The sequence below is a fragment of the Stenotrophomonas sp. GD04054 genome, from assembly GCF_029836955.1.
Lineage (GTDB): Bacteria > Pseudomonadota > Gammaproteobacteria > Xanthomonadales > Xanthomonadaceae > Stenotrophomonas > Stenotrophomonas maltophilia_A.
Window position 1 is genome coordinate 69,353 of record NZ_JAOECR010000004.1, and the last position, 15,348, is coordinate 84,700.

At 61.0% G+C, this 15,348-nt stretch carries 11 protein-coding genes; all 11 read right to left on the minus strand.

The genetic code is table 11. The annotated features are described in order from the left end of the window. Positions 1–66: 66 nt before the first annotated feature. The 11 genes from N7573_RS04110 to N7573_RS04160 all read right to left on the minus strand — a co-directional run bounded on the left by N7573_RS04110 (position 67) and on the right by N7573_RS04160 (position 15,174). Positions 67–1,401, minus strand: coding sequence for an MFS transporter (locus N7573_RS04110; protein ID WP_046984174.1), 1,335 nt, complete (start codon positions 1,399–1,401; stop codon positions 67–69). A 97-nt stretch (positions 1,402–1,498) separates the two neighbouring features. Then, on the minus strand, positions 1,499–4,744 hold the full coding sequence (locus N7573_RS04115; protein ID WP_071227708.1) for a CusA/CzcA family heavy metal efflux RND transporter: 3,246 nt from the start codon (positions 4,742–4,744) through the stop codon (positions 1,499–1,501). Continuing rightward, positions 4,744–5,910: an efflux RND transporter periplasmic adaptor subunit gene (locus tag N7573_RS04120; RefSeq protein ID WP_071227709.1), complete on the minus strand. Its 1,167-nt coding sequence runs from the start codon at positions 5,908–5,910 to the stop codon at positions 4,744–4,746. Before N7573_RS04120 ends, N7573_RS04115 begins: the two co-directional genes overlap by 1 nt. After that, positions 5,911–7,113, minus strand: a complete 1,203-nt coding sequence (locus tag N7573_RS04125; protein ID WP_160314165.1) for a TolC family protein — start codon at positions 7,111–7,113, stop codon at positions 5,911–5,913. Between the two features lie 113 nt (positions 7,114–7,226). Next, complete coding sequence (locus tag N7573_RS04130; protein ID WP_143048169.1) at positions 7,227–7,784, minus strand: sigma-70 family RNA polymerase sigma factor; 558 nt, start codon at positions 7,782–7,784, stop codon at positions 7,227–7,229. Between the two features lie 15 nt (positions 7,785–7,799). Continuing rightward, complete coding sequence (locus N7573_RS04135; protein WP_046984169.1) at positions 7,800–8,246, minus strand: periplasmic heavy metal sensor; 447 nt, start codon at positions 8,244–8,246, stop codon at positions 7,800–7,802. Further along, on the minus strand, positions 8,246–8,530 hold the full coding sequence (locus tag N7573_RS04140; RefSeq protein WP_046984168.1) for a CnrY/NccY family anti-sigma factor: 285 nt from the start codon (positions 8,528–8,530) through the stop codon (positions 8,246–8,248). The genes N7573_RS04135 and N7573_RS04140 overlap by 1 nt, the downstream gene beginning before the upstream one ends. Before the next feature lie 178 nt (positions 8,531–8,708). Next, the gene (locus N7573_RS04145; protein WP_071227722.1) at positions 8,709–10,661 is read right to left on the minus strand and encodes an ATP-binding protein; all 1,953 of its coding nucleotides are present in this window, start codon (positions 10,659–10,661) and stop codon (positions 8,709–8,711) included. A 1,008-nt stretch (positions 10,662–11,669) separates the two neighbouring features. Next, entirely contained in the window at positions 11,670–12,923 is a 1,254-nt protein-coding gene (locus tag N7573_RS04150) for a site-specific integrase (protein WP_081352257.1), read from the minus strand. A gap of 98 nt (positions 12,924–13,021) precedes the next feature. Then, positions 13,022–13,468 (minus strand): hypothetical protein, encoded by a 447-nt coding sequence (locus N7573_RS04155; protein ID WP_046984166.1) that lies wholly within the window; start codon positions 13,466–13,468, stop codon positions 13,022–13,024. Between the two features lie 35 nt (positions 13,469–13,503). Further along, on the minus strand, positions 13,504–15,174 hold the full coding sequence (locus N7573_RS04160) for a tyrosine-type recombinase/integrase (RefSeq protein WP_071227712.1): 1,671 nt from the start codon (positions 15,172–15,174) through the stop codon (positions 13,504–13,506). Positions 15,175–15,348: the final 174 nt, after the last annotated feature.

The following is a 15,348-nucleotide window of genomic DNA, read 5'->3' on the forward strand; positions in this document are numbered from 1 at the left end:
GTCGACACGAAAAAGGGGGGTTGTTCAGCGTGCGCGCGCTACTGGGCATCTCTGGTGACTCGTCGTTCAACCGGGCCAACGGGTATGGTTGTCATCGATGACAAAACGGTGCGAGTGGCCTTGTTCCGTATGCGCGTGTTCCTGCATGTGCGGGTGGTCCGCAGGGAGATCATCATGTCGGTGGGTGATTGCGTCAGGATCATTCGCAGGCCAGGTACGCCAGGCGAATAGAAGCCCCGCGCAGGCCACCACCGCGAGCGCCAGAACCGCCACCGGCATGCCCAGGCGTGCCCCCACGGTACCGGCCAGTGGGTAGGCAATCAGCCAGCAGACGTGGGAAAGCGAGAACTGCGCGGCGAACAGGAAAGGAAGGTCAGTGGACTCTGCCGAGCGCCGTAGCAGCCGGCCGCCTGGTGTCACCAAGCCGGCGTAGCTCATGCCCAGCAATGCCCAGCCGGACAGCACCAGGGGCCAGCCGATCGCGGAGGGCGTCAGCCACCACGTAACCCCCAAGGCGGTAAGCACCGCAAGCATCATGCTGGCTGCAGAGAGCATCACGCGACGGTCCGGTACGCGGTCCAGTACCTTGGGAAGAACCAACGCCATCAGCATCGAGCCGCCGCCGAACGCAGCCAGGGCCCAGGCGACCTGGGCTTCAGCACCGCCCAGCACGTTGCGCACGACCACCACCGTATTGACGAATACCATCGCACCACCCGCGGCAGCGCACAGGTTCAGCGCCAGCAGGCCTTTCAGTCGAGGCGTCTTCAGATAGATACGCATGCCACGGATGGCCCGTGCATAGGGGCCTTCCTTGCGCGGCGAGGCTGCAACGAAGGGGAATGCCGTGACCACGACCAGCAGCGCTGAGCAGACGAAGCCCACCGACGTACCGGCGAAAAGGCCATGGAAGCTGATCAGTGTCAGCAGGGCCGCCGCCAGCGCAGGGCTGAGCAGGCTTTCCAGGTCATACGCCAGCCGCGACAAGGACAATGCACGGGTGTAGTCGCGCTCTTCCTTGAGGATTTCCGGAATGGTCGATTGGAACAGCGGCGTGAAGCAGGCTGATGCCGACTGCAGAAGAGCGATGAGCAGGTACACCTGCCAGATCTGATTCACGAAAGGCAGGCACAGTGCCGCGGCCGCGCGCACCAGATCAAGCCCGATCAGGACCGGCTTACGCAGATTGGCTGGCACGACCGCGCCGGACATAGGCGCGAGCAGGACGTAGACCACCATCTTGATGGCCAGTGCCGTGCCGAGCACCTGGCCGGCCTGCGCGCCAGCCAGGTCATAGGCGAGCAGCGAAAGCGCCACGGTCGCCAAGCCAGTACCGACCAACGCAATCACCTGGGCAGCGAACAGATTCCTGAAGGTCGGAAAACGGAGAACCTCGATCATGGCTGTCCTCGGAGGAATGGAGTGCAGAAATGCCAATACCCTGCGGATCGTAGAACGATCCGCAGGGCCGGGCGTGAAACTGTGGAAGGGAACGTACTCAATCGGTTTCCGGCGCCGGCAGTGGGTCCTCGATGCCCGCTGCCTTCCTGCGCGCAGTCCTGCGCAGCACCAGCCCACACAGTGCCGGCAGGACGAACAGGGTCAGCACGGTGGCCGTGATGAGGCCGCCGATGACCACGGTTGCCAACGGCTTCTGCACTTCAGCACCCGTGCCGGTTGCGATCGCCATGGGCACAAACCCCAGTGAAGCAACCAAGGCCGTCATCAACACGGGCCGGACGCGCTCCATTGCACCCTGCTCCACCGCCTCGTCCGGCTCCATGCCGTCATGCAGACGCTTCTTGATGGCGGAGATCAACACCAGTCCGTTCAGCACCGCCACACCCGAAACAGCAATGAACCCCACTGCTGCCGAGATCGAGAACGGAATGCCACGCAAGGCCAGCGCGAAGAAGCCACCGGCCAGCGCCAGCGGTACGGCCGTCAGCACAGTGCCGGTCAACAGCCCGTTGCCGATGGCCATATACAGCACCGCGGCAATCAGGATGAAGCACAGCGGCACGATGATGGCCAAACGCTGGGTAGCTGCCTGCAGGTTCTGGAACTGCCCGCCCCACTCGATCCACGAGCCGGTCGGCAGTTGCACCTGCTGTGCGATCGCTACCTTGGCATCGTCCACGAAGCTGCCCAGATCACGCCCCACTACGTTGGCCTCTACATAGATCCGGCGCTTGCCGTTGTCACGACTCACCTCGTTCAGACCCTGCGTGAAGCGGAAGCTGACCAGCTCACGCAGCGGCACCGAAGGGCTGCCTTCCTGATTCCCCGGCGGCAGCATGACCGGCACCGCACCCAGGACGTCCAGATCACTTCGGTCGACGCGGGGCAGCCGAACCACCACATCGAAGCGGCGATCGCCCTCAAAGATCTGGCCCGCCTGGCGTCCGGCCAACGCGGCCGACACCGTATCAGCCACATCCTTCACGGTCAGGCCATAGCGGGCGATCGCTGCGCGATCAAACGCCATGTCGAAGGTCGGGAAGCCACCGGTCTGGGCCACACGCACATCCGATGCCCCGGGAATCTTCTTCAGCACAGCAGCAATTTTGTCTGCGCTGGTGGCCAAGGCCGTCAGGTCTTCGCCGTAGATCTTCACCGCCACGTCGCTGCGCACACCACCGATCAGCTCGTTGAAGCGCATCTCGATCGGCTGCGTGGCGTCGTAGTTGTTGCCCACCAGGAACGCGGTCTTCTCGCGGATGCGCTCGATGACCTGCTCTTTGGTCTTCACACCATCAGGCCACTGGTCCTTCGGTTTCAGGATGACGTAGTTGTCCGATGCGTTTGGCGGCATGGGGTCTGCGGCAAGGCTCGCCGTACCCGCCTTGGAGTAGACGGTCTGCACCTCGGGAAGCGTCAGCACAGCCCTTTCCAAGGGAAGATCGATGGCCACCGACTGTTCGATGGAGGTGGAGGGAATACGAACGGAGGACAGGTTCAGGTTCTGCTCGTCCAGTGTCGGCATGAACTCACGTCCGACGAAGGAGAACGCCACCGCGCCGGCCAGCAATACGCCCAATCCGCCGGCAAGATATGGCATCGGTTGCCGGATCGCATTGCGCAGCAACGGCTGGTAACGGCTCTTCGTGGCCGCCACTACACGCACTTCCTTCTCGGAGATGTGGCCCTTCAACATGACCGCGACCATCGCCGGAACGAATGTCAGCGAGAGGACAAAGGCCGATGCAAGCGCCAGCATCAGGGTGATCACCATCGGCGAGAACATCTTGCCTTCCACGCCCTGGAACGTCAGGCACGGAACAAAGACGAGGAAGATGACCGCCTGTCCGTAGATCGTCGGGCGGACCATCTCCTTGGAGGACGCGATGGTCTCGTGCAGGCGCTCGCTCAGAGTGAGGATTCTACCTTCGGCATGCTGACGCTCGGCCAATCGTCGCAGTGAGTTTTCGACAATGATCACAGCACCGTCGATGATCAGTCCAAAATCCAGCGCTCCCAGGCTCATCAGGTTGCCGGAGATGCCCAGCTTGTTCATGCCGATGGCGGTGATGAGCAGGGACAACGGAATTACCAGTGCAGCAATCACTGCCGCACGCCAGTTACCCAGCAACGCGAACAGGATGACCACCACCAGCAGCGCGCCCTCCGTCAGGTTCTTGGCGACGGTCTTGATGGTCGCCACCACCAACTGCGAGCGATCCAGCGTCGGGACGATGCTCACGCCCGGCGGCATGGTCTTGCTGATCTCCTTGAGCTTGTCGCCGACGGCGGCGGCCACGGTGCGGCTGTTGGCGCCCACCAGCATCAGCGCGCTGCCCACTACCGTCTCGTAGCCGTTGCGACTGGCGGCACCTCGCCGCAGCTCGCCGTCGATCACCACCCGCGCAACATCACCCACCGTGACCGGAACACCGTTGCGGTTACCCACCACGGCCCGCGCGATCTCATCCACCGAACGGATACGGGCATCAGCTCGCACCAGATAGGATTCGCCAGAGCGCTGGATGTAGTCCGCACCCACCGAAAGATTTGCATCCTGCAGCGCGTTCGCCAGGTCGGTGTAGGAGAACCCATACTCAGCAAGCTTGGCTGCATTGGGCTCGACCACATACTCCTTCACATAGCCGCCCAGGCTGTCGACGTCAGCCACGCCCGGCGTCGTGCGCAGCTGCGGGCGCACGATCCAGTCCTGTACCGTGCGCAGGTACGCTAGGCGCGCCATGTCATCGGCCAGGCGATCGCCCTGATCGGTCAGGAACGAGCCATCGCTCTGCCATCCGGGCTTGCCATCGTTGCGTGGCGCGTCCTTGCCATCGGGGTGTGTGAACTCGACGCTGTAGTGGAATACCTCGCCCAGGCCAGTGGAAACCGGCCCCATCAGCGGCTCGGCGCCTTCGGGAAGCTGCGGCCGGGCCTGGGTCAAGCGCTCGGTGACCTGCTGGCGCATGAAGTACAGATCGGCACTTTCATCGAAGATGACCGTCACCTGGCTGAAACCGTTGCGCGAGAACGAACGCGTGTTGGCAACGCCGCGCAGGCCCGCCATCGCGGTCTCGATGGGATAGGTCACCCGCTTTTCCACTTCCACCGGGCTGAGCGTGGGGATGACGGTGTTGATCTGCACCTGCTTGTTGGTGATGTCCGGGGTGACATCGATCGGCAGCATGTTCAACTGCCAGGCACCGATGACCGAGATCACCAGCGTGATGAACAACACCAGCCAGCGGTGCCGCACGGCACCTGTAAGCACCTGTTCGATCATCACTCGTCTCCGCCGGACTTGTTCATTTCCGCCTTCACCAGGAAGGCGTTGCGGGTTGCTACGCGGGTTCCTGCGGAAACACCGGAGAGGATCTGCGCCATTCCACCACTACGCACGCCTACGAACACGGGCTGGGCGTTGAACCCCTTCTCCGTGCGCACGAACAGCACGTCTTTGCCATCGATGTTCTGCACGGCTTCTTCGGGAACGGACATGCCACCGGACTGCCCGGCTGACGCCACAAGGCGCACCTGCACGCCGTCACCGACGACAAGTCCGGCGCCAGCGTTTTCCGGCGTAATCACCACGGTTGCAGCTCGAGTCAATCCTCCCACCGCCGTCGCTACAGAACGGACCTTGCCTGATACCACGGTGCCGTCAGAGCGCACGATGGTGGCAGGATCACCGGAGCGGATCCGGCTGGTATCACCCGCGCGCACCGATGCCTGCACCTCCACGCCGTTCGAGCCGGTGACGCGATAGAGGGTGGCCTGTGGTTCAACGAATACACCCAGTGTGGCCTGGGAACTGCTGATGGTCCCGGCGATGGGGCTGACCACCGAAACGCTGCCGCCGCCATCGACGTTGGCGGTGCGAGCCACCAGCGCAGCCCGTTGCGCTTCGGCCTGTGCCGACAGGTAGGCAGCTTGGCTGGCTTCGGCCTCCTGCCGGGCAAGCACCCCCTGCGCCAACAGCGACTGGTCCCGGCTGGCGTTCTTCTGCGCCAGGGAAAGACCGGCATTGGCCACGCGCAGATCTGCTGCAATGCGTGCGCCATCAGGGCTGGCGACCCGTGCAAGGACATCGCCCTTGGCGACCTTGTCGCCCACCTGGCGAAGCACCTCGGTCACGTTGCCTGCGGCCCTGGATACAACCACGGCTTCGCCACCCGGAATGGCAACGACGGAGCCTGCTGCGCCAATGTTGGCTGCCACGTCGGCAGAGGTGACAGCCTCCACGGCAATACCGGCTGCTCCAAGATATGCATCGGGAATGGCAACGGCCTGCACGCCGCCGGTATCTTCAGCGGCAGTGGGCGCAGCGTCTGCCGGGGCAGGCGCGCTGGAGGACTGCGAAAGGCGGGCGATGCCGAAGCCTGCGCCAAGCGCCAGCGCGGCGACGCCGAGCATGCCCAGAGTATTCACGGAAGGGGTGTTTCGCTTCATTCAACGGTCTCCGAAGACGATCTGGCCATTGGCCATTGCAAGTGATGCGTAGGCACGGACCCGGGCAAGGCGCGCATCGACCACGGTCAGCCGCGCTTCTGTCAACGTGCGGCGGCTGAGCAGCAGTTCCACCAGGGGCGTGCGGCCGGCCTCGTACCCCAGACGGCCCATGCGGTAGGCCTCGGCCGCGGCTTTTTCACCCTCGGCAGCTGCCTCGAGGCCGCGTCGTGCCGCAGCCACCTGGGACAACGCGGTAGCGCGATCTGCCTGGCTCTGCAGGCGCGCAGCGTCCAATCGCGCCCTGGCCGCGTCGGTACGGGCACGGGCGGCGCTGATGCCGCCACTGTTGCGGTCGAACAGCGGCACGGACAGCGAAAGGCCCACGACCAGCGCGTCCCCACCTGCTGCAAAGCTGCGACGCCCTGCAGACACGCTCAGGTCCGGCGCACGCTTGAGCCTTTCGATACGCAGTTGGGCTTCGGTAGCGTCCACGTCCGCCTTGGCTGTCAGCACCGCCGTGGCATCGCCTGCGGTTGCGCCCACCGTTGGCCAGTCGCGCTCTAGAAGGGACTGGCCCACACCTGAGTACGTCTCGGTCTGGCCGGCCAGCACCGACAACTGCTCAAGAGCAGCCGTCGTCTCGGCATCGCGACTGGCAGCAGCCGATTGCGCCGCGCTCAGGCCGGCCTGGGCTTGGGCGGAACGAAGGCTGGCCTCTTTGCCAGCTTCCACCAGAGCCTTGGCCGCACGCAGGTCGCCCTCGGCGCGCTCCACATCCTCCTGCGCGATTGCCCGGCGAATCAGGCTGGCCTCGGCAGCGGCGTAGGCCACCGCCAGCGCTGCCGAGAACTCAACCTGCGCTTGGTGTTGCCGAGCTTCGGCCGCCTGCAGGCCCTTCTCGCCCGCCTGGATACGCGCGCTCCGCTGGCCGAAGATCTCCAGCGGCTGGGTTAGGGTGTAGGTCGTCTGGCGCTGGCTGCTGCCATTGCTTAAGGGTGCGTTGAGATTCTCGACAAGGCCGTCGATAGTGGGGTTGCGCAATGCTCTGGCCTGCCGGGCATCGCCGGCGGCCGCTGCGGTGTCGAAGCGCTTTTCCTGCAGGTAAGGCGATTGCGCCCTGCTCTGTTCCAGTAGATCTTCGTAGGTGGGCGCGTCGGCGGCCCACGCCACCGATGTGCCGAACAGCGCCAGCAGTGTCGACAAGGCAAGCAATGAGTACTTCATCCAGGGGTCCAGTGCAGTGATGCCGCATCAGCGGTCGTCTCATGCACTACGCGGCCTGTGTGCCGCTCCCCTCACATCTGGGAGATTTTTTTCTAACGACCCAACGCCGAGGCCAGTTTTGCCCGGGCGCGAAGTACGCGGCCTTCGATCGTTTTCAGGCTGATTCCCAGCGCAGCGGCCGCTTCAACCTGGGACAGACCGACGAATGCCGTCAGCACCAGTGCCTCGCGTAAGGCGGGATCGATGCTGTCGAGCACGCGCATCACGCTGGCGAGTTCAAGGCTGGAACTGGCGCTCTGTTCCGGGCCGGCCTGGTCCGATACCAGCGTCCGGCTCTCTTCATCGTCGATGGGCCGGGCCTTGAATAGGAAGTAACGCACGCGGCGGAAACGCTGGGTATCGCGAACCTTGTTGATTCCGATACGCATCAACCACGGAAGCACCGGGCGAGCGGGGTCATACTCAGCCAACGCGCGCCACGCCGACACGAACGTTTCCTGCACGACGTCGTCCACGTCGGTTTCCGGAACGCCCATGCCTCGCACCATCTGTGTGATGGCCGGCGAGTGCCTGCGCACCAGGCGCGCGAATGCCGCTGGGTCACCCGCAGCAGCTTCGACGGCCCAGTTGTTGTCTTCCTCGATCGTCACGCTCAGGCCATGCTTTCAAGGGGAATCGTTGCGCAGTGCGTCCAGCAGCGCCTTGTCGTAGGCAGCGCGGTGATCGGGCTTCAGCCCTGCACGCATCTCGAAGACGTGCTCCAGCGTGATACGCTGCAGATCACCCGCCGCACGCTCGACCTCCCTGCTTGCCGCCTCTACCTGCGGACTCCAGCGAGGATCGGCCGCAATGGCATCGGCAAGTTGACGGTTGGCGATTCGCAAGCGCGCCTCGATCTCGCCCCTGCGCGTCGCAAAGAGCTGCTCTTTGGCCTGCAGGATGTCCTTCTCCGAATTGTCCAGGGGCACCACGGCGTGCAGCCGTTCATGCAGGTCGCTGTGGCCAGGGTTGAGGTAGTGCCAGCCCCAGCCGATCCCCAGGGCGCAAACCACGCCGATGACCGCGCCGGCCAAGGTCGCCAAAGGCAGGCGCATGGCGGTTCCGATAGCCATCAGCGTTCCACCAGCAGGGCGTAGGGGGACATGGCAGACGGCGCCGCGACCCAGGTGGGCCGCGGGTTGGACTGGGTGACGAGGAATGCAGAGCCCACCCCGCCACAGGTCAGCACCGCAGACAACGCAGCACAGGTCACAGCGCGGCGGAGCTCGCGGCGTCCCGCCCACTTGGCAGGTGGCGGCTCCTGGGCCAGGCGGGCCAGCAGCGCATCGGTTCCCGCGCTGGCATCTGCGCGCGTTGCGTTTGCGGCTTTTGCAAGCCAGTCATCAAGGTTGTTCATCTGCAGATCTCCTCGTCCACATACTTCATACGGCTGCCAGGGCGGCTTCCCCTCGAACACTAGCAGTTGATGAACGTGGTTTCTGAATAGGCCTTCCGGGAGCTCTGCCCCAGCGGGATTCGTCAACGATGTCTGCTTTCGGCCATAAGCGATCGCCTAACCCGGGCTAGACACCGCCCTACTCTGCCAGCGGAGCGAACGATGCTTGGCTTGGCGTCCCCATGACTTTCTGGACAAGCTCGTAACCAGAAACCTCCTCGTACCGTGAGGGTATTCTTGCCTTTAGCCCATGGAGGCGCCGGTTTGCTGTCAATGCGAGCTGGTTGTAAGTGGTCGCTGTTACCCGTCCGCGCTGGGCTCCGTTGTATTCCAGGTTATTGACAGTTGGGATATTGGATGCGACCGAATGGCCGACCACGAAGGCATGGAAGAAAGGCCCACCCTGTATGCCTCCGCTGGAGACAAGTTCATCGACATACTCTGCCGCCTGATTCATTTCTTTGCGACCGATTTCAGAACGCCCTTTTTTCAACTCGATGAGCAGGACATCGCGCATCATCACGAGCTGATCCTTGCCGGTATCAAAACTTTCCGTCCCGACGATTGAGAGAGTGGCATCGGAGAGGACGACGATGTCGGGGCGCTTCGCAGCATTAGCAAAGGTCTGATTCTGCTTTCTCGCTTTGAATAGACTGGTGGCGACTGTTCGCAGGGTGTTGTTCGACGCATACTCCGAACTGTCGAACTCCGGCCCAAACAGCCAACGCGCCTGCGTCACGAGCGGATGAAGGGTATGCAACTCGTCAGCTTCCGGGTCGCCGCTGAGCTTCTCCATGGCGGCAATGATGGACAAACGACTGTCGATCTCATCCAGAACCGTGAGCGCATCCTCCACAGTCCACTGTCCTAGCAATCGATCCAGCCCGTCGATGTCGTGCTCATCCAGCTGCATCAGCTTGTCAAGGAAACTTGAACCGCTTCGTGCCTTCTGAATCTTGATAACCGCTTTGACGACCTTGTTGAGGGTCTCCGGCGGTATCCCTGGCTGGTCATGCACCACGGTCTTTGTGAACTGGGCTACTTCAAGCATGGATCGCCTAGGTAGCGTCCGCAGATCCTCTCGATTCTTGTAGAGCGCGTCTTCTGAGTTCTCCTCGATCAGGTGGGCCGACAACTTCTCGACCATTTCCTGGGCATACCCGTTGGCCGCTTCGAAAAGGTGATCAGTTCGCTCCGTAGTCTTGAACTTCGACCAGTCTGGTTCGATTTCGGAAAGCCACTCCGATCCGCACTCAATCACGAGGGCATAGCGCTTGGCAAAGCGCACCCGCCCATCCAGAACGACCATCGGCCCAACGGTCCAACTCGGCAGCCCGACCAACCGATTGCTCACCCAAAACGCTACGCCTTGGTAGCGGGTGGATTTCGCTGTGCGTGTTGTGTCCACCACATACGCCGTGACATCAAAGCCAGGTTCGACCTGAATCTTGCGTTCCTCCAGAAGGCCCTCATGCTCAGACAGCGGGACGGACTGGCCGTTCACCGAAACGACGAACTGCGGATCGTGCAGGAAGCGTCCTGACAGGACCGTCCTGATCCGATCTGGATCTGGGCGGTGGCGTTCAACCTCCACCAACAACCGGGTGCCATGGCCCGAACGGGTGGCTGTCTCATGGCTTTGGATGTAGAACGGCGACGGCTGATTTCGGGTCCCAATCACGAAGGTAGAAAGAACGCCATTTGTCCAAGTTTCGACCGTGTAATGATCAGAAAAGCACAACAAGCCATGGCGACCAATACCGTTGCGTCCGAAGGCCATGCGTACCCAATCGTCGCGTTCGGAAGGAAACTGGACGTTCGCCCCTTGGCTTCGATGCCTGTTGTATCCCAAGGTCATCCAGCGCTTGCGAAACTGGTCCTCGGTCATCCCGTGGCCATCGTCTTCGACCGACAGCATGCCACTTGTTTCCTCGGGGATGATCACGGCAACCCTGGCAGCCCCTGCATCCCACGTGTTGGCCACCAGCTCAGTGAGCGCCATATCTGGGTCATAGCCAATCCGCCCGAGTGACCGCAGCACGTAGTCTTCCTCAAAGAGAGCTTGGTTGGCTGCCTTGCCCTTCTTGGCCATGGGAATATCCGCTAAGTGCTTGATCGGTAATATGTGCAAGACTATGCCGCCTTCCGCCGAGTTTGGCAAAAAGCTAAGCCCAGCCCATCTCACCTGCCGCGACGCCAGCCGACGCGTGTGCTATTGCCGGAGCGCCGTTCAATCCCTCGCCCGCTCCGCTTGACCCACTTGGTAATCTCCGTCAGCACGCCGACCAGGAATGTGCCGTATAGACAGCCACTGAGCTAAGCGTCCGCTTTCGGCCAGAAGCGGATATCAGAGTTTCACGTCAGCAGCCCAGCTGCACCCGCTCAGCTGATGCGCTTTGGGCTGGTTCCCGCGGGACGTTGAGCACAATCGGTATCGGCGCCAGCCCAAGCGCTCCTCCGGACTGTCCGGCCTCGCCCCCGCCCAAGCCGCTTTTCCAATGACCTCACCCATCCAAATAGAGTCAAATAGCGCTCCGAAAGCGGTTCGGTTCCGACCAGCAGCGCAACACGCGTGACCGAGCAATGCCTGGCCCAAGGCTCTGGGAACCTATAGCGAAGACGGTGCGGCCGACGATCAAGCACGCTACCGTTGCCCAGAATGCCTGAGCATCCAGCGGAGAGGGCACCGAGGGAAACGAGCTACACGCTCGAAGTACGACGCCAGCGAACAGCACGACCGCCAACGATTGAATTCCGGTCAGTGCAAGGGCGACTCGGAACGCGAACCATGTGCTTTCGGGCACTCACGCGCGCATCCATTATGGCTGTGAGCCCGTGTTGGTGATGCTTCGCTGGGACGCCTGGTGGGACGACCACAAGCGTGTGCATCGCATCCGCAAGGAAGAAGGCGCTTTTTACGGCGTCGCCGGCAACCGATCAAGGTGGTCACGACACCCAATACTCTGTAGGACATTCACTGTCCCCAGTGACGCCCTGTTCGATGGACGTCGCTTCCGGCTACTAGAGGTGCTGGATCGCCCGCACCACACCAACAGCAAAGGGCTCTCACCCATACCACCGGCGCCCCTGCACAAGCAGTTCATCCCAGCCCCATCCCTTGGTGGGCGAGTACACCCAGTTTCGGAGCCTTCTCAAGCTGCGAAGCAAGTGCGCTACGAACCCGGCTAAGCAGGGCTTTCCCTTCGGAGCTTTCTATCGCCGCATCACCAAAAACCTCCAGTTCCCGGATGAGCTCGCCAATCTCCAAGGTCCCGCGGTTCTCGGCATCCGAGGCCATTTCCTGATAGGCCCAGTCAATGTAGTCCCACATGCTAGTAGGATTGGAGTGGCCGCTTAAAGAAGCCACCTGTGCGAGTACCGTTGCTGCTGCCTCAACGCCAAGAATCCCAATGTTTCGAAGCCTCTTGATCCGATCGATGACCTGAAGAGTTATGTACCTGTGTCGAAGCATATGAGCCGTAGCGCGCTCTGAAACTCCGGCAAGCGCCCGCAGATCCGAGAAAGTCTGGCTCACCGTTGCAGCAGCTAGCCTTGAACCGCTCTGAGAGCAGAAGACCCAACCCTTGTCGCGACTCCCCCGTCCGGACTTGGTATGGCGGCGCATATGCATTTCCCGTTGCACCCTGATGTACTTCATGACCTCCTGCAAAGTTAGTGCGGGAACAGGAACCAGACGTATAGGGTTCCCCCTCCTCTTCGAGGTCCGCACCTTCAGCATGCCATCACCCTTCGATGCATCAAGTACATCGGTGACCCTGATCCAAACAAGCTCTTCGCGCCTGATCCCGGTATCCGCGAGTATCAGGAGCATCGCGCGATTGCGACTCTTTACAAAGGTGCGCTTCGCGCTTCGCTCGCACTGCGCCAGGAGTCGGCGAAATACCTCAAGAGGCATTGGTCGTACGACTCGCTTTGCACCACTTGGAAGCATCGCTGCATGCCTGTCCGAGGACACCCGGTCCAGCCGTTTCGTCCTCACCACGCGCCTTTCAACCGTGATAATCGCCTGCTCACCAAGCCGGCCGATCTGGGAAGGGCCGAGACTTATACATTCGGCCCAGCCAATGAAAGCGAGAACACGTGAGAGGATACGATTGATGTGCCTTGCGCTGGACTCATCCCGAACCACCAGCCAATCAGCAAACTCGATCAGATGATCATCATCGATCTCTCTCAGCTCCAGGCGACGCAAGTACAGAAATCGTACCAGCAGGCTTAGCTCACTCGCATAGGTGGATATCGTACCTACCGTCAGCCCAAGGCGTCGGCAATGAACTAGGTACGCATTCACTTCCCAGCAAGAACGGCCGTTTGGGAAGAACACCACCTTCATGCCTCCTGCGGCGCCCCTATCGAGGAACGAGGTGACGCGTCCAACCCCCGGTAACCGGAATTGATTGCTGGCCCTCCTACACAAACCACCATCAATCTTCACTTCACTACCCGCAGGGAGCTAGAGCCGCGGTACCGATCGAAGTGTCGCTTTAGCTCATCGGCTGCGACCTCCGATCCAAGAGCCAGCCTCTTGAAGCGTTGCACGAGATCACTGTACCTAGCGGTCATGTCCAGAACAGCATCCTCCAGCCAAGCCTCATCTTCCTGCTGTGCAACAGGCTTCCTCGCGGCCCCCAGAAGCTCTCCGATGGCACGCCTAAACGCTTCCATCCCGCCTGGGTACAGCGATTCCACATTGTTCCTGAGTGTTCGAACCGACATCGGAAAGATGCCTCGAGCCTCATCATTCATCCCGGCAAGATCACTCATGCGTCTAAAGAGATCACTATGCTCTTCAAGAAGGGACCCAACTGCCACCGCCTCGTCCAGGATGGCGATGATGCCCCGAACACTCCGTTCAGCACGAAGCTGCTTGTCCCGCACACCCGCAGCTACCTGTCCTTTACTGAGCCTTGGCATCATTCCCCTCTGTGCGAAATGAGGATTGTGAACGTACTACGATCGCCGGTTGTAATCTGAATCGGCTTGACACTGATCTTTCGCTCCTCAGAGAGCATCTCCAGATACTCCAAGACATCATCATGATCGAGAACAGCGAGATCGTCGCTTCCGAAGTGCTCGAGAAGAAGCGTCTTCAATTTTTGGGCAGATTCCGAGCCATCACCTGAGTTCACAGCCGCCATCGCCAAACAGGCTTCTGCATGACTGATCTCCTTGCCCGTCATAGACTCCTTCACGTATCTCCAAGTCTCCTCGACATCATGATGACCCATGAGCCACGCGAGCGCAGGTAGAGATGACTCTTCCCCCTCCGAATGAAAGAATGTCATAGCAAAGCTCCTTCGCAGTTGATGAGGCTCAAGCACCCATCGCTTTCCGTCGGGGCCACGGAGATCAAAGTAGTCACTTATGAGCTGGAGAACGACGCGCGGATGATTCTCACTGAATGGCCTGATGCCCTGCATTCCGACGAAGAACATCACGCGATCATCCAGCAACGCATCCTCCCTGGGCATCACCCGAAGTAGTTGCGTCCTGAGATTGTTCATGATCGATATCGCCATGGCAACGATACGTGGCACAGGCTTGTCAAACCTCGGCCTCTCGTTCCCTTCCCCCCGCTTTGCCTGGTGAATCGTCAAGTGGTAGCGACCATCAGATGTCAGGAGCGCATGCAACCCCATGTCAATGATCTCGGATCTCCTTGCACAAGCAAACAAGGCCACAAGTCCAAAGCAAACTCCTAGATGGATTCGGATCAGTCCGAGAACCAAAGGGAACAACCGATAGGGTTCCAAATCACAGTACCTGTCATCCCCTCTCTCCCTGAAACGCTGGGAAACGAACCTCGAACAGCGTACTAGTGGACCGGTTTCAATCAGCGCTTCCGCATCCTTCAACAATGCAGTTGGCGACCGGTGGCCAAGGTCACCACTTTGGGCGATTTCATCAATCAACCCTGCAAGGTGAGCCTCCAATGCAGGCGCCTCCTCAAGCATCCACGCACACGCTGACCTAACAAACTGCCTACAGACGGTCGGTGGCAATGTCGCCGTGCGGCCCGACTGTTCTCTGCGAAAAGGTCGGCAAGCATCGCGAACCTCGCGAACATTGCTCAAAGCCCACGCGCTCAGGCTCTGGACGGAGTGCGAGGCCTGAGCCAGTAGCGGAAAGATATCCGCATAGCCGCTGGTGGTACGAGCGCCGCGGCTTAAGTCGCGTTCTCCTCGGTACCCGTACTGGGTCAGATGGCTCCGAAATGCGGGACTACTGCGCAGCCTCTGCCAGTCCACCGATATAGCCGCGCCAATGGCGACCAAACTCAACTGGTTTGTTTCCGTCAAACCAAAGTGGTTCCTAACCTCATCCGCGTCTAACCGTTCCAACGGAATCTCAGCCGAAAGGTAAGAGCTAAGCCGCTCAATGAACCGCCCCGTCCCGCAAGACCCCGCCTCAGCATAGGACTCCATGAATGCCTCTACGTCGTCCAGATGAGCGACTAGGAGTCCGTCACGCAGGAACTTCTCTTCGTACTTAAGGGCCAAGAACTCTGCGAAGAGAAACAGTGCGCCGTGAACTGATCTGAGCGACCGGGTTGATCCACGGACCTTCGCTACGGCGATGATCAACGCCTTACATTGTTCACAGATAACTGCGTGAGATGATGTGCTCAATCGTCCCGTTGGTAGCAGTAGATCCCATCTCAGAACCTGCCCACCGCGACTCTTCTCACCGACTTGGCGCAGATCTCTCTTTCCCGTCTCAACTCTCCATACAGATTCGTGGACCGCGGATTTCAGCCA